Here is a 19,926-nt window from a genome sequence, read left to right as displayed (position 1 = left end):
ATCGCTCACCGCCCTGTTATTTCTTATAAGCGTCGTAGCCGTTGGCTTCGATTTCCTGGATCAGGGAAGCGTCCCCGGTCTTCACGATGCGGCCGTTGATCAACACATGGACCACATCCGGATGCAGCTTTTGCAGGATCTCGCTGTGGTGGGTGATGATCAGCAGGGAGTTGTTTTCGTTATGATACTGGTTCACGGCTTCGGAAACGATCCGTACCGCATCCACGTCCAGGCCGGAGTCGATTTCATCCAGCATGGTCAGTTTCGGGTCCAGCATGGCCATCTGCAGGATTTCGGTCTTCTTCCGTTCGCCGCCGGAGAACCCGTCGTTCACATACCGGTCGGCATAACTTCTGTCCATGCTCAGGGCGTCCATTTCCTTGTGCAGGGCTTTGCGGAACGGCATGATCCGCTGCTTTTCACCGGTAATGGTGGTTTTGGCGTTGCGGATGAAGTTTTCCACACTGATCCCCTGGACGGAGATGGGAGACTGGAAGGCCATAAAGATGCCGGCTTTCGCTCTTTCGTTCACCGGCGCATGGGTGATGTCTTTTCCTTCAAAATAAATATGACCAGCGGTCACCACATATTTGGGGTTGCCCATGATGGCATTGAACAGGGTGGATTTGCCGGCCCCGTTGGAGCCCATGATCACATGGGTTTCGCCTTTGTTGATGACCAGATCCAGGCCTTTCAGGATTTCCTTACCTTCAACGGCAATCTTTAATCCTTCCACGCGTAATAATTCACTCATCGTAACCTCTCCTACCCACAGGCCCCTCAATTGCCCGTGTATTTAATCTAAGCATATCGCTCTTGTATCTTACCACTCCGCGTCCGGCTTTCTGCGCAGGGAAACCGGACCGTGGGAAAATAAGAAATAGGGTTGTCTTTCCAGGTGACTACTGTAACCAAAAAATATTCACCTGAATGCTGTCCCTATTATAAACGATTTTCCCCCATTCGGCAATATATCATAGTGCCGATGGGGGATTTTTTTTAGGATTTTCTGTTTCAGAGCATACAAAAGGGGGTGTGGAAAATCCACACCCCGTCACGAGTCACGAATCACTAACCACTAGCTGCTTATCCCAGGATCAAATACAGGATGTACACGTTGATCATGGCAGCGATCCCGGTAACCAGGGTCCCCAGGGTCTGTGCCTTGTAGCCGTCCTGCACTTCCATATCGCCGAAGTTGGTGACCACCCAGAAATAGGAGTCGTTGGCGTGGGATACCGTCATAGCACCAGCGCCGATGGCAATGACCGTGATGGCAGCCAGCATCGGAGTCCCCAGTCCCAGGGTACCCATCAGCGGTGCCATGATACCGGCCGTGGTGGTGATGGCCACGGTGGAGGAACCCTGAGCGGTCTTCAGGATGGCCGACAGCAGGAACGGGAAGAAGATCCCCAGGCTGGCCAGGGTATTGGAGTTGGCCTTGATGAATGCCACCATGCTGGTAGAGGCGATGACCTTGCCCAGGACGCCGCCGGCAGCAGTGATGAACAGGATGGGGCCCACCACTTTCAGGGTATCATTGGTGATATCGTAGAAGGCTTTCATTTTGTCTTCCACGGTGCTCTGCATCAGCACCATGATGCCCAGGATCACGCCCACGCTGATGGCGATGATGGGTGTACCCAGGAACTTGATGATGTCGCTCTGGGTCCCGGCCATGGCCATGGCACTGGAGAGACCCATCAGGATGATGGGCACCACGATGGGTGCGAAGCTGGCGAAGGCACTGGGCAGCTTGCCATAGCTTTTGATCAGTTCTTCATAGGTCTGCTGGGTCTCAGCCGGTTCCGCGGCTTGCGCCCTTTCTTCCTTGGATTTCACCTTCGTGCCAATGTAGTTGGCGTAGATATACGCGGCAATCATGGGCAGGATGGAGGAAGCCGTGCCCAGTCCGATGATCAGGATCAGGTTGGGCTCCATTCCCATGCCTTCATAAATGGTGTTGGCTGCTGCAATCGGTCCGGGAGTCGGAGGGATGAAACAGTGGGAAATGTACAGACCCATGGACATGGCCACTGCCGTAGCTACAGCCGAGCAGTGGGTCCGCCGTACCAGGGCTTTCCGGATAGGGTTCAAAATGACGAACCCGCTGTCGCAGAACACAGGGATGGAAACGATCCAGCCCATGATCAGGACGGCCAGGCTGGTATTGTTCTTCCCCACCAGCCGGACGACACAGTCAGCCATCTTCAGGGCTGCCCCCGTCTTTTCCAGCAGGGTGCCGATCAGGGCGCCCATGATGATGACAATGCCGATGCTGGTGAACGTGCCGGCGAACCCGGCGCTGACCACATCAGCAATGCCCAACGTCTTTCCATGCTTCACCAGAGGGATTCCGCCGACCAGGCCGAAGATCACGGAAACCGCCAGGATAGCCAGGAAAGGATGGATACGGAATTTCGAAATAGCGACGATCATGACAATGATGGCAAGAACAAAAGCGAAAATCAAAGGTAAACCTGTCATGTCTTCCACATCCCTTCTCAAAGAATGAAAATTCAAAATTCGGCCTGTTTCATGTAATAGTATACGCTGTTTTTAACAAATGTAAACCATTTTTTTGTGATGGAGACTATAAGAAATCCCCTATTTCGTGGCTGGTGGATGGTGAGAAGTGGTCAGGACAGGAGAACTTCCTTTTTAAAGACAAAAAAATAAGGCTGTGAAGAAATGGATCCTCATTTCTTCACAGCCCTTTGAAAACACGATCTCATTCAATGGAGCATGGTCAGTTCCACCAGGGTACCGGCAATGATCCGGGCCAGCTGGGCACAACTGTCCAGTTCCACGGATTCGTCAGCACTGTGGATGGCATGGGTATTGGGGCCTACGCTGACCAGATCCAGTTGGGGATCCATGGCGTAGAAAAAGCCCGTTTCCAGTCCCCCATGCATGGCTGCCACTTTGGGTTCCTTCCCCAGGACAGCCTTATGGACTTTCTCCATGACCGGCAGCAGACGGCTGTGGACATTCTCCGTCCAGGCGGAGAACATCTTCCCCACCTGCAGCTGGAAACCAGTGACCCGGGCAAATACCGGCAGATTTTCAACAAATTCCTGGAGCCGTTCATTGGAAGAAGACCGGGGGAAATATTCCACGTCCACGCCTTCTTCCGTTTCCCGCACCGTACCGATATTGGCCGAAAGATCCGGCAGGGTTGCCAGATGCTGATTCATGGCAAAGACACCTGTATGGAGCAGGACAAGAAGATCCACCAGATGATCCGTATCGGCCTGGGACCATACCTGTTCGGGCCGTTCTGTCCCTTCAGCCGTCATGGACAGGTTGGTTTCCACCGTACCATAGACAGCTTTCTGGCTGGTCTCTTCGGCTGCCACCTGTTCTTTGGCCTGTTCTGCCTGGGCAGCAGGAACAACAATCACGGCATCTGCTTCGCTGGGAATGGCATTGGCAGCCGCCCCGCCTGTCACCTGTGCCAGCCGGTACGGTACTCCGGCCTGATGCAGCCGTTCCAGGGCCCGTGCCAGAGCCTTGATGGCATTGCTCTTCCCCTTGTTGATGGTCTCACCGGAATGACCACCTGCAAACCCCTTGGCCGTAACCTTCAGTGCACAGTCATAGGGATTGGCTTCCCGTTTCACATCCCGGGTAAAGTCCGTATGGACGCTTCCGGCAGAAGCCACCACCAGCGTATCCAGGGATTCACTGTCACAGTTGATGACATACGTGGCATCCCGAACCCATTTGGGATCCAGGTTCATGGAACCTGTCATGTGGACTTCTTCATCTACCGTAAAGATCAGACGGAGAGGGCCATGGGCAAAATCCTGCTGCAGCAGATAAAGGAAAATGGCAGCAGCCATGCCGTCATCAGCCCCCAGGCTGGTACCATCTGCATGGAGCACATTGCCTTCCCGCACCAGTTTGATGGGATCCTTCAGCGGATCATAGGCCACACCCCTTTTGGCTACACAGACCATGTCCATGTGGCCCTGGAGAAGGGTGAGAGGGACTTTTTCGCATCCCGGTGTGGCCGGTACATCGGCAATGATGTTGTTCACGGCATCCTGATGGACCGTAGCCCCCAGCTCCGTGAGATGGGCTGCCAGATAATCACTGACCGCTTTTTCATGGCCGGATTTCCGGGGATGGGCCGCCAGCCCGGAGAATTCCTTTACGATTCCATCGATGATTGCATCCTGTTTAGCTGAGAGAACCATATTGACCCCTCCTACTCTTATTTCCCTGCGTTGAAGTCCAGGGCCGTCTGGGCATACAGCATGGCACCACCCAGCAACGCACTTTCATCCACTGTATAATGGCAGGAATGCTGGGCATACACAGCACCACAGGCTTCATTCCGGATCCCCAGCAGCGCAACGGCGCCAGGGACCTTATCCATGAAGAATGCGAAGTCTTCGCCGCCCATGGTCCCCGGACGGGATACGGGCGCGTCTTTCCCGATGACCTTGCGGGAAGCTTCCCGGACAACCTGAGCCATATGTTCATCATTGATGACCGGCGGGCACAGAACGATATTTTCCGTTTCAGCCTTAGCGCCGAAAGCTGCTGCCGTATCCTGGGCGATCTTGTCAATGACTTTCGGCAGTTCCGTATTGATTTCCTTCTTGAAATACCGGGTGGTCCCTGCCAGACGGGCCTTTTCCGGAACCACATTCCACCGTTCTCCGGCGGAGACTTCGCCAATGGTCAGTACCACCGGATCCATGGGAGAGAAATGACGGCTGACCACAGTCTGCAGGTTGTTGACCACAGCAGCCTGGACCACAGCCGCATCCACACATTCCTGGGGTTCTGCTGCATGACCGCCCTTCCCGGTGATATTGATCACGAATTTATTGGCACCACCCATCCGGGGACCTGCATCACAGGAAATGTGCCCGGCATCCACGTCGAACCAGACATGCATGGCAAAGCAGCCATCCACTCCGTCCAGAGCGCCCTGTTCCACCATGGAAGGAGCACCGGTTGCCACTTCTTCAGCCGGCTGGAAAGCCATTTTCACAGTCCCGCACAGTTCATCCTTCATGTCGTTCAGGATGTGGGCAGCCGTCAGCATCATGGAGATGTGGCAGTCATGGCCACAGGCATGCATCACACCAGGATTCTTGCTGGTGAAAGGCAGTCCGGTGTCTTCCGTCACACTCAGGGCATCCATATCCCCTCGGAGCAGGATGGTCTTGCCGGGTTTCTTCCCTTTGATGGTAGCCAGCACACCGGTTTTCAAACCACAGGGAACCCAGGGCACTCCGATTTTATCCAGTTCCTCTTTGACCACTTTGCTGGTGTTGAATTCTTTTTCACTGAGTTCCGGATTCTCGTGGAAATACCGTCTCATTTTAACTTGATACTCACCATATTTTTTGGCTACTTCTTTAACATCCATACTTGAACACTCCTTTGTCATCAATCAAAATAAAGTGGAAAAATATCCGGCAATCAAAACAGAAGTAATGGTTACGGAAGTGAAACCGCCTACAATCATGCTGGGGAAGATGTTGGCCATCAGATAGCCCTTCTCTACCTCATTGTCAGCCAGGGAACTGCAGGTCATTTCCGTCAGGATGGCATCTGCCGGGAACCCGTACAGCGCCGTCAGGCTGTTGGCAAAAGCCAGCGGGAAGGACACTTTCATGAAATGGGAAATCACATAAGAGAAAAGTGCCATCCCTACAACGGAAACAACAACCAGGATCACCATGGGTGCCAGCAGGGAAACCAGCATATCCGGGGTGCAGATCTTCAGCCCGTCAAATACGAACATCAGCAGGGCAAACATGGTGATCCACAGGGAACCGGCACGGGTCAGTGCATTCTGATCCAGGAATCCGATATAGGTGAAGAAAACGCCCAGGACCAAAGCCCAGATGGCTCCATTCACCGGCGTCGCTTTTCCCAGGAGCAGAGAGAACCATCCGACCAGCCCCAGCTTGGTCAGGATCATCACCGGAGTGTTGACGGATTTGGGAAGAGGCGGCAACAGGGTTTTCCGTGTTTCCGAATCATCCGCCGTAGCCGTGATCCCTACATGGGAGTTGGCTTCGATCTGTTCCGGCGTAAGCACCACCTCTTTGGACCGCAGCTGGTGCAGCAGCCGTTTCCCTTCAAAATGCAGGCAGGCAGCGGTCAGTGGATACCCCGCAAAGCCCTGGATGCAGTAGGTAGCAATGGCAAAAACAGAAGCCTTCATCAATCCAGCCTTCATAGCTGCCTTCTGCATGATGGTGGTGGAAACGATCCCGCCTGTCAGCGGCGGGATGCCGGCAATCACCAGATTCCGTTCCATCACCATGGAACCCACGAAATATCCTATGACACACATACCCAGCAGACCACACAAACAAATCACAACAGTCCTCCACTGTTTCATCAACTGCTTCAGACTGATGATGGTACCGATGTGGACCAGCAGAAGAAAAATCCCGATGGTGTTGCCGAAAGGCAACAATCCAGCATTGGTTACGATTTCCTTGGGGAAAATCGTCCAATACCCGAACAACATCACACAAGCGGTGACAAACACCGAAGGGATCCATGCCTTTGTGGCATGCGAGACCATTTCGCCAATGACGAAGGCTACGCCACACGCTACAAACGCAATCGCAAAATTATAATACCCAGCCATACTTCAAGCCCTCCTCATTGTACAAAGTCCGTCACCAAAGTCCTATTGTTACTCTCCTACTTTGCTTCTGACTTTTAAAGTGATAACGTGTAATGTTATACTACAATTCCAAAGGAAATTCAATGATTTTGTAAGCTTTTTTTGAGGATTGACATCTGTTTATATGTAAAAATATGTGGGAGTCAGGAAGCCTTTGCAGGATGCCTACCTTTGAAATCATCATGTACTTCTGTTTTCAAGTGGAAAAAAAGAAGACAAACCGTATAATCAGCAGAACGTGGATATTCTCCCTGTAAAAAAGGATGGTATGATTTCTTTGCGTTTTCCGGACGAAGAAATATGCAAAATGAAGGACTGTAATAAAAAAACACAGCCCCCTTTTTCAGTGGCTGGTGGATAGCGAGTAGTGGTTGGAAAAGAATTTTTTGCACGCAGGGTAGGTCGGTAAGCAGGTCGATCAAAGCAATCGGTCCCTACAGCGTTGGGGTCATAGCGATACCGTAGTCCCTCAGCCGGGCAGGGTGCCGCTGTCCGACCATGGAGCCGAGCGTAAAGCCATTTTCTGTTTCGCTCATCCGCCGTGAGCCTCGTTCAAGCGAAGCGCGTTGGCAGAAGGCGGATTGGAACGGCGAGACAGAAAATGGCAGGGAGGCGACTTTGCGTCGGCAAGGGGTGCCCTGCCCGGCGGCGACAAGCAGCCTTCTCCTCAGAACACAAAAAGAAAGAGCATCGCGTCTGCGATGCTCTTTCTGTCTTAACCGGCAGCTCCCTATCCTCCCGGAGCGTTTCCACTCGAGTACTTTCGGCGTATAAGGGCTTAACTACTGTGTTCGGCATGGGAACAGGTGGATCCCCTTAGCTATCACCACCGGATTTTCAATTGAAGGCATGAGCCTTCAAAACTTCATGAAGAGACATTTTTGTCTATTGACTAGACTCGGTTTAAGTCAAGCCCTCGACATATTAGTACAGGTCAGCTTAACATATTGCTACGCTTCCACATCCTGCCTATCAACCTGGTAATCTTCCAAGTGTCTTACCAGCTTACGCTGTGAGAGATCTCATCTTAAGGATGGTTTCACGCTTAGATGCTTTCAGCGTTTATCCGTTCCGGACGTAGCTACCCAACTGTACCCCTGGCGGGATAATTGGTACACCAGCGGTCCGTCCACTCCGGTCCTCTCGTACTAGGAGCAGCCCCCTTCAAATCTCTTGCGCCCGCGATGGATAGGGACCGAACTGTCTCACGACGTTCTGAACCCAGCTCACGTACCACTTTAATGGGCGAACAGCCCAGCCCTTGGGACCGACTTCAGCCCCAGGATGTGATGAGCCGACATCGAGGTGCCAAACCTCCCCGTCGATATGGACTCTTGGGAGAGATTAGCCTGTTATCCCCAGGGTAGCTTTTATCCGTTGAGCGATGGCCCTTCCACTTGGATGCCACCGGATCACTAAGCCCTACTTTCGTACCTGCTCGCCGTGTTTGGCTCGCAGTCAAGCTCCCTTCTGCCTTTGCACTCGCCGCGCGGTTTCCGTCCGCGCTGAGGGAACCTTTGGGCGCCTCCGTTACACTTTGGGAGGCGACCGCCCCAGTCAAACTGCCCGCCTAACACTGTCCCGGCGATCGTTACTCGCGCGGTTAGAATCCCGATAGTTGAAGGGTGGTATCCCAACAGCGGCTCGGGCAATCCCAGAGGACTGCCTTCCATGCCTCCCACCTATCCTGTGCATCAAATATCAGAACCCAATATTAGGTTACAGTAAAGCTCCATGGGGTCTTTCTGTCCAGTCGCGGGTAACCTGCATCTTCACAGGTATTTCAATTTCACCGGGTCCCTCGTTGAGACAGTGCCCAAATCGTTACACCTTTCGTGCGGGTCGGAACTTACCCGACAAGGAATTTCGCTACCTTAGGACCGTTATAGTTACGGCCGCCGTTCACTGGGGCTTCAGTCGAATGCTTTGGGTCGAACCCGGACATCCTTCTTTAACCTTCCAGCACTGGGCAGGTGTCAGCACCTATACTTCAGATTTCTCTTTCGCAGGCACCTGTGTTTCTGGTTAACAGTCGCTTGGGCCTCTTCTCTGCGACCACACCGGGCTCCGGGAGCAAGTCCCTTCACCTTTGTGGCTACCCTTATCCCGAAGTTACGGGTACATTTTGCCGAGTTCCTTAACGAGGGTTCTCCCGCGCACCTTAGGATTCTCTCCCCGCATACCTGTGTCGGTTTACGGTACGGGCGGCAGCTTTCTCACTAGAAGCTTTTCTCGGCAGCGTAGGCTCAATCCCTTCGGGAACAAGTTCCCTCCGCATCACGCCTCAGCCTCAGTCACCGGATTTGCCTGATGACCAGCCTATGCGCTTGCACACGATCTACCAATCTCGTGCGGACCTGCCTTCCTGCGTCACTCCATCGTTCAAACGATCACTGCCGGTACTGGAATATCAACCAGTTGTCCATCTCCTACGCTCTTTGCCTCGGATTAGGTCCCGACTTACCCTGAGACGACGATCGTTGCTCAGGAATCCTTATGCTTTCGGTGGAATGGATTCTCACCATTCTTTTCGCTACTCATGCCAACATTCTCACTTCCCACCAGTCCACCGTTCCTTCCAGAACGACTTCAGCCCGATGGGAACGCTCCTCTACCACACATACTTGCGTATGTATCCATAGCTTCGGTTCCATACTTTAGCCCCGGGAATCTTCGGCGCAGGGCCTCTCGACCAGTGAGCTATTACGCACTCTTTAAATGGTGGCTGCTTCTGAGCCAACATCCTGGTTGTTTATGAGACCCCACATCCTTTTCCACTTAGTATGGCATTGGGGACCTTAGCTGATGGTCTGGGCTGTTTCCCTTTTGACCATGGGACTTATCTCTCACAGTCTGACTCCCAGGCTCTGCAGCGTAACCATTCGTAGTTTGACAGGGTTCGGTAACCATTACAGTCCCTATCCCGATCAGTGCTCTACCGCCTACGCTTACTGCCTGAGGCTAGCCCTAAAGCTATTTCGAGGAGAACCAGCTATCTCTGCGTTCGATTGGAATTTCACCGCTACCCACGATTCATCCGAAAGTTTTTCAACACTCACCGGTTCGGTCCTCCACACGATTTTACCCGTGCTTCAACCTGATCATGGGTAGATCACTACAGTTTCGGGTCTACGAACACCAACTATTCGCCCTGTTCAGACTCGGTTTCCCTACGGCTCCGCATTTTCTGCTTAACCTCGCTGGTGCCCGTAACTCGTTGGCTCATTCTTCAATAGGCACGCCGTCGCTTGCGCTCCGACTGCTTGTAGACATACGGTTTCAGGTTCTATTTCACTCCACTCCCGCGGTTCTTTTCACCTTTCCCTCACGGTACTATGCGCTATCGGTCACTAAGGAGTGTTTAGCCTTGGAGGGTGGTCCCCCCGACTTCCCGCAAAATTCCTCGTGCTTCGCGGTACTCTGGATACTGGCCCCCTTGCTCTGCCTTTCGCCTACCCGGCTATCACGGTCTGTGGCTCATCTTTCCAGATGATTCGGCTAGGCCTGACTCGGTTTATGCCAGTCCGTAACCCCAGAGAACCGAAGTTCTCTGGTTTAGGCTCTGCCCTCTTCGCTCGCCGCTACTGTGGGCATCTCGTTTGATTTCTCCTCCTCCGGCTACTTAGATGTTTCAGTTCACCGGGTTCCCCTCCCGTAGGATACCATCCCATAACGGATGGTGGGTTTCCCCATTCGGACATCTGCGGATCAAAGCCTGCTTGCGGCTCCCCGTAGCTTTTCGCAGCTTACCACGTCCTTCATCGGCTCTTAGTGCCTAGGCATCCACCGTATGCCCTTAGTAGCTTGACTTAAAATTACTTCGATATTTTGGCGCCTGCGTTGTCGCTCCTCCGCGCCGCTCAGTCGATATACCTTAGTATAATCTCCTTCGCTGTGCTCGTCGCTCCTAGCATCCGCACAAAATCTCTTCGTAATTTTCTTGAACCTTAGATTTAAAAATCTTTGGTCCCGGTTCTCAATTACTAAAGACACATTGCTGTGTTCCTAGTTCTCGTTACTCGTTTCTAAATTCGCATTTAGATCAGAGGTGCTTATTCGATCATCACATCGAATAAGACTTTTTTGTCTCTTCTATGAAGTTTTCAAGGTTCATGAGGTTGGTGGAGACGAGGAGAATCGAACTCCTGACCCCCTGCTTGCAAGGCAGGTGCTCTCCCAGCTGAGCTACGCCCCCAGCCTGTATATTTCTACCATCTTTCGATGGAAGAAAACATATTGAACAATCCATTTCCACAAAAATTGGTGGGCCTAAGAGGACTCGGACCTCTGACCTCACGCTTATCAGGCGTGCGCTCTAACCAGCTGAGCTATAGGCCCATTGGATTGCTGAGGGAAAACCCTCAAAACCAAATATTGTTATGACAGATGTGCGTCGACGAGAATAGAAGCAAGCCCTCGGGCTCCTTCGGTTCTCCATAGAAAGGAGGTGATCCAGCCGCTCGTTCTCGAACGGCTACCTTGTTACGACTTCACCCCAATCGTCGGCCCCACCTTAGACAGCTGACTCCTAAAAGGTTATCTCACCGGCTTCGGGTGTTACCAACTTTCGTGGTGTGACGGGCGGTGTGTACAAGGCCCGGGAACGTATTCACCGCAGTATGCTGACCTGCGATTACTAGCGATTCCAACTTCACGCAGGCGGGTTGCAGCCTGCGATCCGAACTGGGGTCGGGTTTCTGGGATTTGCTCCACCTCGCGGCTTCGCTGCCCTTTGTTGCCGACCATTGTAGTACGTGTGTAGCCCAAGACATAAGGGGCATGATGACTTGACGTCATCCCCGCCTTCCTCCAGGTTATCCCTGGCAGTCTCCTATGAGTCCCCACCATTACGTGCTGGTAACATAGGATAAGGGTTGCGCTCGTTGCGGGACTTAACCCAACATCTCACGACACGAGCTGACGACAGCCATGCACCACCTGTTTTCGTGTCTCCGAAGAGAGGGACTTATCTCTAAGTCTTTCACTCAATGTCAAGCCTTGGTAAGGTTCTTCGCGTTGCGTCGAATTAAACCACATACTCCACCGCTTGTGCGGGCCCCCGTCAATTCCTTTGAGTTTCAATCTTGCGATCGTAGTCCCCAGGCGGGGTACTTATTGCGTTAACTCCGGCACAGAAGGGGTCGATACCTCCTACACCTAGTACCCATCGTTTACGGCCAGGACTACCGGGGTATCTAATCCCGTTTGCTTCCCTGGCTTTCGCATCTCAGCGTCAGACACAGTCCAGAAAGGCGCCTTCGCCACTGGTGTTCCTCCCAATATCTACGCATTTCACCGCTACACTGGGAATTCCCCTTTCCTCTCCTGCACTCAAGACTTCCAGTATCCAACGCCATACGGGGTTAAGCCCCGCATTTTCACGTCGGACTTAAAAGCCCGCCTACATGCTCTTTACGCCCAATAATTCCGGACAACGCTTGCCACCTACGTATTACCGCGGCTGCTGGCACGTAGTTAGCCGTGGCTTCCTCGTCAGGTACCGTCAATACCGAAGTGTATTGTAAATCAGTACATTCGTCCCTGACAACAGAGTTTTACAATCCGAAGACCTTCATCACTCACGCGGCGTTGCTCCGTCAGACTTTCGTCCATTGCGGAAGATTCCCCACTGCTGCCTCCCGTAGGAGTTTGGGCCGTGTCTCAGTCCCAATGTGGCCGTTCATCCTCTCAGACCGGCTACTGATCATCGCCTAGGTGAGCCGTTACCCCACCTACCAGCTAATCAGACGCAGGCCCATCTTCTGGCGATAGCTTACAAGTAGAGGCCATCTTTCCTCCCGCCTCCATGCGGAGGCGGGAGCACATTCGGTATTAGCATCCCTTTCGGAATGTTGTCCCCAACCAGAGGGCAGGTTGCCTACGCGTTACTCACCCGTTCGCCACTAAGAATTCACCGAAGCAAATTCTCCGTTCGACTTGCATGTGTTAAGCACGCCGCCAGCGTTCGTCCTGAGCCAGGATCAAACTCTCCAAAATAGATTATTTTGAAGAGCCGCTTGGCTCTCAAATACTAGTTTTGATTTTTTAACCTGGTTTTCATCCAGGTGACTCGATCTCATCACTAAAAGTGACTTGACCCGCACATCTGTCAACAATATTTAGTTTTCAAGGTTCACCCTTGCCGCCTCATCGGCGACTTGATTATAATAGCACGGGTTTTTGTTTTTGTCAACAACAAAATTAAAAAAGGTGGCGAAAAATTTTCGCCACCTTTTCACCTCTTGTCACTACCCACTACTCAATAATCACTTAGCAGGTGCCTGTTTCTCCACCTGGAATTTGAAATTGTCGATGACAGGACGGTGATCCGTGCCACCTTCTTTCACATCTTCGGTCAGCAGTGCCTGCACGATGATGGCCATCTCCAGCCGTTTCTTCTGGATCCTGCAGCCATAGGCATAGGGCTTCTCAATGGTCCCGTTCACCAGATCGGCGTTGGCATGGCAGCCACCGCTGCAGAAGAACCGTGCCCAGCAGGTACGGCAGTCTTCTTTCTTCATCACATGCATATGACGGAAGTACTGCACCATATCCTTTTTCACGATTCCCGTATCCAGGGTGCCCATTTTGTATTTCTCCCGTCCCACGAACTGGTGGCAGGGATAGATATCCCCTTCCGGTGTGATGGCGAAATATTCATGTCCCGCCCCGCAGCCGGCCAGCCGTTTGGCTACGCAGGGTCCGTTGTCCAGGGCCACGTTGAAGTGGAAGAAATCGAAGGGTTCCCCGGCCCGTTTCTTTGCCAGGTAGGCCCGGGCCAGTTTTTCATATTCCTTGTCCAGGATGGTCCAGTCTTCCTCCGTCAGTACCCAGGGTTCCGTAGTGCCCACCACCGGTTCCATGGAGATTTCGGAACCTACATCCAGCATGGCCAGTACGTCCTCACAGAAGTGAGGATTGTAATGGGTGTAGGTACCTCTCAGGTAGTAATTCTTTCCGTGACGGGATTCGATGACCTTCCGGAATCCTTTGACAGCTGCGTCATAGGAACCCACGTGGCCGGGATAAGGCCGCATATGGTCATGGGTCTTCTTGCTGCCGTCCAGGCTCAATACCAGCATCACCCGATTGTCGTTCAGGTACTTCACGATTTCGTCCGTGAGCAGGGTCCCGTTGGTGGTCAGGGTCAGTTTGATGTTCTTGCCAGTTTCTTTTTCCCGCTGCCGTACATAATCCACGATGTATTTCACCACGGGCATGTTCATCAGAGGTTCGCCGCCGAACAGGTCCAGCTCCAGGTTATGGCGCTGCTTGCTGCCTTTGATGGCGAATTCGATGGCCTTCCGGGCCACTTCCCTGCTCATGAGGGCACGATGGCCCCCGAAATCCCCGGTATCGGCAAAGCAGTAGCCGCACCGCAGGTTGCAGTCATGAGCCACATGCAGGCACAGGGATTTCAGAACCGGTTCATCCGAAAAGGTATCAGGCACCGGGAAATCCGGAGAAAACAGCAGCCCGGCCTTCTGCAGGTCCTGCAGTTCATCCATGGCTTCGTCCACATCCTTTTGAGGATATTTACCAGCAAAGTGTGCCTTGGTCTCCTCTACATTCTTGCCATCGTAAAAGCCCAACAAGTCATAAATCATGGCGTCGATGATGTGTACGGCGCCGCTGTTCACGTCCAGGACCACATAGTTGTCGTCCAGATGCATTCTATGGATCAGCAAAATTATCCGCCCTTCTGTTACAAGTTACAAGAAAATGGCTCCCCGCTCATGCAGGGAGCCTCCATTGCATAACCGAAATTATGCTTTTTCGCAAACCTGGTTGCCTACCGTGCAGGAAGTTTTGCAGGCAGATTGGCAGGATGCCGGGCATTCGCCGCAGCCGCCGGTTCTCAGAGTTTTCTTCAGCATTTCTTTATTCACAGTTTTGATTCTCTTAGCCATCATCGTTTCCTCCCTATCTCAAGTGTATAATTCATTTTATATGTTTTTGGCCCAGAACGCAAGTCTTTCTCCCGGATATTCTTTTTCTGTGCCTTCAGTTCAGGTGCAGTTTGGCCCGCAGCTTGTAATAATTCGTGATGATCCAGTTGGAATCGATTCCGGTCTGATCAATATAGCCCTGGATCTGGGCCCGTTTCAGATCATACTGGAAGCAGCCCAGATTTTCCGGTTTGTTCTGGAATACATTCACCCGGCGCAGCCGCATGAGCGGGGTCTTGTCGGTATTCACCCCTACCCGGCCGTCCACTCCGGCGATGTAACCGGCTTTCGCCACCTGGGCAGCAATGGCCTCGCTGGCAGAACCATTGGGGTAGGAGAAGGTCAGCCCTTCCGGCGGATTGTAGATTCCCCTCATGTGCTGCATGGAGGTGGTCAGTTCGTAATCCACCTGCTCCGGCGTCAGGCTTTCCAACGGTTTGTGGTTGAAAGTATGGGAGCCCAGGGCCCAACCATACTTCAGAAGTTCATGTTCCTGGTTCCAGTCCAGATACCCGGGCCAGCCTTCATATTTCACAGCCATGTACATATTGCCCACAAAGCCATATTTCTTCAGGATGGGAGCTGCATAGGTCAGGTTGTCCAGGTACCCGTCATCGAAGATCAGGACGCAGGTCTTATGGAATTTCTTCCCTTCCTTGCGGCCCTTTACATAGTCTGCCAGGGTAATGGTCTTCCAGCCTTCATCTTTCAGATATTTCATCTGTTCTTCAAATGCTTCCGGCGGCATGGTATAGGGGTCATCATGGCCCGGTTCCACCCGATGATAGGCGAAGATCGGGACCGATTCTTCACAGAAGCGAGGAAAGTCCGCTTTTACATATTCATACCCGCCATATCCGATTCCACACAGCACTGCCAGAATTGCCAACACGATGATCAGTTTTTTCATTGCTCCCCATCCTTCAATTTCTCTGCTATCTGTTCCAATTTTTTCAGCCGGTGGTTAAAACCGGATTTGCCCACATTGTCTTCCGTCAAAGCAGCCAGTTCCCCCACCGAAAGATCCTGGTGCTCCCGCCGGAGACGGGCCGCCTCCTGCAACGCCTCCGGCAGGGTGCTAAGCCCCACCGTATCTTCGATGACGCGGATGGCTCGCAGGGTCCGCACCGCCGCCTTCACCACCTTGTTCAAATTGGCGGTTTCACAGTTCACCTGCCGGTTCACCTGGTTGCGCATATCCTTCAATACCCGCACATTTTCGAACTCCAGATACGAATGCTGGGCTCCGATCAGCGACAGGAACGAGGCAATGGCATTGCCTTCTTTCAGATATACGATATACGAATTCTTACGATCCACGATCCGGGCCGGAAGGCTGAAGCCCTTCATGATTTTCTGGATGAACTGGCCCATGTCCATGCTGTCACAGATCAGCTCCAGATGATAATCGCTGATAGGCTTATTCACAGATCCCCCTGCCAGGAAGACTCCCCGCAGGAAAGACCGTTTCTCCCCTTCTTTCCGCAGCAGGACCCGGCCGGCCTCGTCCAACGGAGTCAGCAGGCGGAGCCGGCTGAGAGCGGTCCGGGCTTCGTCCGAAGGGATCACGTGGACCTGGTACCGGTTGTTCTTCTTCAACCGACGGCTCCGGGTGACAATCACCTCCGTCTGTACCGGAAAGTTATTTTTCAAAAGCCGCAGCACCCGCCGAGCCAGGGCTGCATTTTCTGTGGTGAAGTGGATGCCCACCTTGCGGCCGCTGAGAGAGACGGATCCGCTGATCCGCAGCAGGCCGAACAGTTCAGCCTGTTCGCAGCCATGATCTTCTCCCTCCAGCCGGGCCACCTCATTTTTCACATCATGGGAAAATGACATGGTCAACCCTCCTTATGGGCATGCTTCCGCAGTTCCTGCATGGTCTGCCGGGCAAAGAAATAGTCAAAGAACCGGATTCCCTTGCCGAACAGTTTCAGACGGTAGATCAGGGCGATGATGGCCTTGGCCAGCTTCAGGGGATTGTGCCGCACCAGGTCGCTGTCATTCAGCAGCTTGGCAGGCACACAATCGATGCCCAGCTTCTCGATTTTCTCCACATCCGGTGTCACCGGCATGGCTCCTTCTTTTTCGTATTTGGCCAGGGTGTCCGGCGCCGCTTTCTGTTCGTTGACGATTACATAATCCAGGCACTGACACCCCATATGCCGGATGATGGCCTGTACATGCTCGTAGGCTCCATACCCATCGGTTTCCCCGGGCTGGGTCATCACGTTGCACACATAAATCTTCACCGCTTTGGACTTGATCACAGCATCCCGGATCCCGGGCACGATCAGGCTGGCCAGCACACTGGTGTACAAGCTGCCCGGCCCCAGGATGATGGCATCCGCCTTCAGGATGGCATCCACCGCCCGTTGGGAAGCCCTTGGGTTTTCCGGTTCCGTCATCAGCTTCACGATTTTATGAGGGGAAGCCGTGATGGAGCTTTCCCCGACGACCGTACTGCCATCGTCCATCAGTGCCTTCAGCTGGATATTGTCCGTGGTGTTGGGCCACACATGGCCCCGCACTTTCAGGATTTCACAGGTGGCAGCAATGCCTTTTTCCATATCGCCACCTTCCACATCGCTCATAGCCGCAATGAACAGATTGCCCAGATTATGGCCGCTGAGGGCGCTGCTCTTGAACCGGTACTGCATCACTTTTTCCATCAGGGGTTCCGTATCGGACAGGGCCACCAGACAGTTCCGCATATCCCCGGGGGGCAGGATGCCCAGTTCTTTCCGCAGCCGGCCGGAAGAGCCCCCGTCATCGGCGGTGGTCACCACAGCCGTACAGTTGTTGGTGATCAGCTTGATGCCCCGAAGCAGCACGGAAAGACCGGTACCACCGCCGATGACCACCACGCTGGGCCCTTTATCCAGCTTCTGCTGGGTGAAGATCAGTTCCCGCAGAGATTCCTTTTCCCCGGGCATCACAGCGTTGATCACCGTCTTGATCACATGGGCGGACCCAAGTGCCATGCACACCAGACCCACGAACACACTGAAAGCCCCCAGCGCCGTAATGGTGGACCGGTAGTATTCTCCTCCGAAATAATTGATGAAATTCAGGACCAGCGTTTCCAGAAGACCCACGAACTGGTAGTTAAAGATTAAAGTGACCCCCACGCAAGCCAGCACCGTTCCCAGCGCAAAAAGAAACAACCAGCGCTTCAGGTTCAGCCCCGGGTATAACCACTTTATCCATTTCATATGCGTTCACCTATTTCTTGATCAAATCTCGATGGATGACCTGCGAACCGTACCCGCAGGATTCGATGAATTTCCCCAGCTGGTTGGCAATGAATACGCTCCGGTGCCGTCCGCCGGTACAGCCCACACCGATCATCAGCTGGCTCTTTCCTTCCTGTACGTATTGGGGCAGCAGGAACTGGATCAGCGCAAACAGCCGTTTTTCGAATTCTTCCGTCACGGGTTTTTCCTGGATGTAGTCCATGACCGGCTGGTCATTGCCGCACAGGTTCTTCAATTCCGGGATATAGAACGGATTGGGGAGGAACCGGACGTCAAAAACCATGTCGCAATCCAGGGGGATACCATATTTGAACCCGAAGGACTGGACCACGATGTTCATGGGAGGCAGTTCTCCTCCCTTGCCGAACAGCTGGATGATTTTGCTGCGCAACTGCTTGGTGGTGGTACGGGAGGTATCGATGATGGTGGTGGCCCGCTGCCGTACCTGGCTCAGGATATCCCGTTCTCTGGCGATATCAGCGCTGAGGCCGTTCTCCCCGGCCAGTGGATGCCGTCTCCGGGTCTCCTTATACCGCCGCACCAATGTTGCATCGTCCGCATCCAGAAAGACCAGTTCATAATGGATGCCGCCCTTGGTCAGTTGATCCAGCACCTTGCTGAAATCCTTGAAGAATTTCCCGCCCCGGATATCCACCACCAACGCCAGCTGTGCGTTCTGATTCTTGGTGGTGAGACACAACTCGATGAATTTCGGGATAAAGGTCGGGGGAAGATTGTCCACGCAAAAATAACCCAGATCTTCCAGCGTACGCATTACCTGCGTCTTCCCCGCGCCGGACATTCCTGTGATGAGTAAGGTTCTCGTCATTGGCATTCCACCCCCTGAAATCAAAAGATTGATACAAAATATTATACAATGATAAAAAACTGTATGTAAAGTTTTATTCTACGGGGACCTGTACCTGCCGGGTCAGGATGCTGTTCAGGATGACGGCCACCCCGTGGCGTTCGTTGGGAGCCGTCACCACCCGGGCTGCCCGGCAGACACTGTCTCTGGCGTTTCCCATGGCCACGCCCAGACCGGCGTGGGTAATCATGTCCAGATCATTGTCCGAATCCCCCACACACATGATTTCCTCGTCCGTAAATCCTTCTCTCCCGGCCAGCACCTGCAGGGCATGCCACTTGTTGGTGCCCGGTGCCGTGATTTCCAGGAACCCTTTGGAAGAGCTGACGATCTTGATCCGGCCGGCATACTTCTGTTCCAGTTCTGCCCGCAGTTCCTTCACCTGTTTCGAGATGACCAGCAGTTTGTGGGGTGCCTGGGGCAGATGATGGATGGCATCCCCCTTCACCTCATAAGGTACCCGGGAGAACCGGGAGTAGAACCTGACTTCCTCACAGTCTCTTTCCGTCCATAATGTATCGTCCACATAGGCCTGGATGTAGATACCCCGGCTCAGGCAATCATCCAATAGAGGCTGGGCCACTTCCAGTGGCAGCGGCCAGGCCCCCAGGACCTCTCCGCTCAGGGGATCTTTCAGCCAGGCCCCATTATAGACCACCAGAGGATGGGTCATGCCCAGCTCTTTGGCATAGGGCAGGGCTGACCGGTACATCCGACCGGTGGCCAATGTCACATAGTACCCGGCAGCAATGGCTTTTTTTACCGCTTCCGCATCCTCCGGAGCGATGTCCTTATTTTTGTCCAGCAGGGTATCGTCCAGATCCAGGGCGATGCATTTGATGCTCATGGAATTCCTCCTTCTCTCAACAAAAAAGAGCTGCCGCTTTCGTGCGACAGCTCCTTCCGGCACTATTACGCTTCTTCAGAGAATTGATCCTTGCCTACACCGCAGATGGGGCAAACCCAGTCTTCCGGCAGATCTTCGAATTTGGTGCCAGGAGCAATGTTGTGTTCCGGATCACCAGCAGCTTCATCGTACACATAACCGCAAACTTCGCAAACGTATTTTTTCATTATCTTTTCCCCCCTCAAGGTATTTGTTCTTTTGGTTAGGATTATACCAGAGTCATCTGCGGAGTGCAATAGGTTTTCCTGACTTTTTAGTAAAAGTTATTGAATAGGAATATT

The 19,926-nt window shown here is 53.1% G+C and carries 13 protein-coding genes, 2 tRNA genes and 3 rRNA genes; all 18 read right to left on the bottom strand.

What is annotated here, in order from left to right:
* Positions 1–16 precede the first annotated feature (16 nt).
* On the bottom strand, positions 17–754 hold the full coding sequence (gene sufC / locus BQ5462_RS04760) for a Fe-S cluster assembly ATPase SufC (RefSeq protein WP_071142275.1): 738 nt from the start codon (positions 752–754) through the stop codon (positions 17–19).
* A 332-nt stretch (positions 755–1,086) separates the two neighbouring features.
* Entirely contained in the window at positions 1,087–2,487 is a 1,401-nt protein-coding gene (locus BQ5462_RS04755) for a GntP family permease (protein WP_071142274.1), read from the bottom strand.
* A 248-nt stretch (positions 2,488–2,735) separates the two neighbouring features.
* Positions 2,736–4,202, bottom strand: a complete 1,467-nt coding sequence (pepD, locus tag BQ5462_RS04750) for a beta-Ala-His dipeptidase (protein WP_071142273.1) — start codon at positions 4,200–4,202, stop codon at positions 2,736–2,738.
* 17 nt (positions 4,203–4,219) lie between these two features.
* A complete protein-coding gene (locus tag BQ5462_RS04745; protein ID WP_071142272.1) occupies positions 4,220–5,389 on the bottom strand; it encodes an amidohydrolase in 1,170 nt (389 codons plus the stop codon).
* 24 nt (positions 5,390–5,413) lie between these two features.
* Positions 5,414–6,628 carry a hypothetical protein gene (locus tag BQ5462_RS04740; protein ID WP_071142271.1) on the bottom strand — a complete coding sequence of 405 codons (1,215 nt, stop codon included), beginning with the start codon at positions 6,626–6,628 and terminating at the stop codon, positions 5,414–5,416.
* A 756-nt stretch (positions 6,629–7,384) separates the two neighbouring features.
* Positions 7,385–7,501: ribosomal RNA gene (gene rrf / locus BQ5462_RS04735) — 5S ribosomal RNA — on the bottom strand.
* 70 nt (positions 7,502–7,571) lie between these two features.
* Positions 7,572–10,477, bottom strand: a 23S ribosomal RNA gene (locus tag BQ5462_RS04730).
* A 309-nt stretch (positions 10,478–10,786) separates the two neighbouring features.
* Positions 10,787–10,862: transfer RNA gene (locus BQ5462_RS04725), tRNA-Ala, on the bottom strand.
* A gap of 66 nt (positions 10,863–10,928) precedes the next feature.
* A tRNA-Ile gene (locus BQ5462_RS04720) sits at positions 10,929–11,005 on the bottom strand.
* Positions 11,006–11,107: 102 nt separating this feature from the next.
* Positions 11,108–12,664: ribosomal RNA gene (locus BQ5462_RS04715) — 16S ribosomal RNA — on the bottom strand.
* The 16S, 23S and 5S rRNA genes sit together here with 2 tRNA genes alongside, the layout of an rRNA operon.
* Before the next feature lie 269 nt (positions 12,665–12,933).
* Entirely contained in the window at positions 12,934–14,355 is a 1,422-nt protein-coding gene (gene scfB, locus BQ5462_RS04710) for a thioether cross-link-forming SCIFF peptide maturase (RefSeq protein ID WP_083378073.1), read from the bottom strand.
* 78 nt (positions 14,356–14,433) lie between these two features.
* The gene (gene scfA, locus BQ5462_RS04705) at positions 14,434–14,577 is read right to left on the bottom strand and encodes a six-cysteine ranthipeptide SCIFF (RefSeq protein WP_071142269.1); all 144 of its coding nucleotides are present in this window, start codon (positions 14,575–14,577) and stop codon (positions 14,434–14,436) included.
* Positions 14,578–14,671: 94 nt separating this feature from the next.
* Positions 14,672–15,526, bottom strand: a complete 855-nt coding sequence (locus tag BQ5462_RS04700; RefSeq protein WP_071142268.1) for a polysaccharide deacetylase family protein — start codon at positions 15,524–15,526, stop codon at positions 14,672–14,674.
* Positions 15,523–16,452, bottom strand: coding sequence for a DNA-binding protein WhiA (gene whiA, locus BQ5462_RS04695; RefSeq protein WP_071142267.1), 930 nt, complete (start codon positions 16,450–16,452; stop codon positions 15,523–15,525). The genes BQ5462_RS04700 and whiA overlap by 4 nt, the downstream gene beginning before the upstream one ends.
* A gap of 2 nt (positions 16,453–16,454) precedes the next feature.
* Complete coding sequence (locus BQ5462_RS04690) at positions 16,455–17,828, bottom strand: gluconeogenesis factor YvcK family protein (protein WP_071142266.1); 1,374 nt, start codon at positions 17,826–17,828, stop codon at positions 16,455–16,457.
* 10 nt (positions 17,829–17,838) lie between these two features.
* Positions 17,839–18,705, bottom strand: a complete 867-nt coding sequence (gene rapZ / locus BQ5462_RS04685) for an RNase adapter RapZ (RefSeq protein ID WP_071142265.1) — start codon at positions 18,703–18,705, stop codon at positions 17,839–17,841.
* 67 nt (positions 18,706–18,772) lie between these two features.
* A complete protein-coding gene (locus tag BQ5462_RS04680; RefSeq protein ID WP_071142264.1) occupies positions 18,773–19,585 on the bottom strand; it encodes a Cof-type HAD-IIB family hydrolase in 813 nt (270 codons plus the stop codon).
* Between the two features lie 65 nt (positions 19,586–19,650).
* Positions 19,651–19,812: a rubredoxin gene (gene rd, locus BQ5462_RS04675; protein WP_071142263.1), complete on the bottom strand. Its 162-nt coding sequence runs from the start codon at positions 19,810–19,812 to the stop codon at positions 19,651–19,653.
* Positions 19,813–19,926: the final 114 nt, after the last annotated feature.

It is taken from the genome of Acidaminococcus timonensis (assembly GCF_900106585.1).
GTDB classification, from domain to species: domain Bacteria; phylum Bacillota; class Negativicutes; order Acidaminococcales; family Acidaminococcaceae; genus Acidaminococcus; species Acidaminococcus timonensis.
Note: the sequence above shows the minus strand (reverse complement) of the source record. Positions and strands in the feature narration are given on the sequence as shown.

What these genes read in the sequence shown, in the direction of transcription:
- sufC (WP_071142275.1), bottom strand. Translation starts at nt 754, where the DNA reads ATGAGTGAATTATTACGCGTGGAAGGATTAAAGATTGCCGTTGAAGGT.
- BQ5462_RS04755 (WP_071142274.1), bottom strand. Translation starts at nt 2,487, where the DNA reads ATGACAGGTTTACCTTTGATTTTCGCTTTTGTTCTTGCCATCATTGTC.
- pepD (WP_071142273.1), bottom strand. Translation starts at nt 4,202, where the DNA reads ATGGTTCTCTCAGCTAAACAGGATGCAATCATCGATGGAATCGTAAAG.
- BQ5462_RS04745 (WP_071142272.1), bottom strand. Translation starts at nt 5,389, where the DNA reads ATGGATGTTAAAGAAGTAGCCAAAAAATATGGTGAGTATCAAGTTAAA.
- BQ5462_RS04740 (WP_071142271.1), bottom strand. Translation starts at nt 6,628, where the DNA reads ATGGCTGGGTATTATAATTTTGCGATTGCGTTTGTAGCGTGTGGCGTA.
- scfA (WP_071142269.1), bottom strand. Translation starts at nt 14,577, where the DNA reads ATGGCTAAGAGAATCAAAACTGTGAATAAAGAAATGCTGAAGAAAACT.
- BQ5462_RS04700 (WP_071142268.1), bottom strand. Translation starts at nt 15,526, where the DNA reads ATGAAAAAACTGATCATCGTGTTGGCAATTCTGGCAGTGCTGTGTGGA.
- whiA (WP_071142267.1), bottom strand. Translation starts at nt 16,452, where the DNA reads ATGTCATTTTCCCATGATGTGAAAAATGAGGTGGCCCGGCTGGAGGGA.
- BQ5462_RS04690 (WP_071142266.1), bottom strand. Translation starts at nt 17,828, where the DNA reads ATGAAATGGATAAAGTGGTTATACCCGGGGCTGAACCTGAAGCGCTGG.
- rapZ (WP_071142265.1), bottom strand. Translation starts at nt 18,705, where the DNA reads ATGCCAATGACGAGAACCTTACTCATCACAGGAATGTCCGGCGCGGGG.
- BQ5462_RS04680 (WP_071142264.1), bottom strand. Translation starts at nt 19,585, where the DNA reads ATGAGCATCAAATGCATCGCCCTGGATCTGGACGATACCCTGCTGGAC.
- rd (WP_071142263.1), bottom strand. Translation starts at nt 19,812, where the DNA reads ATGAAAAAATACGTTTGCGAAGTTTGCGGTTATGTGTACGATGAAGCT.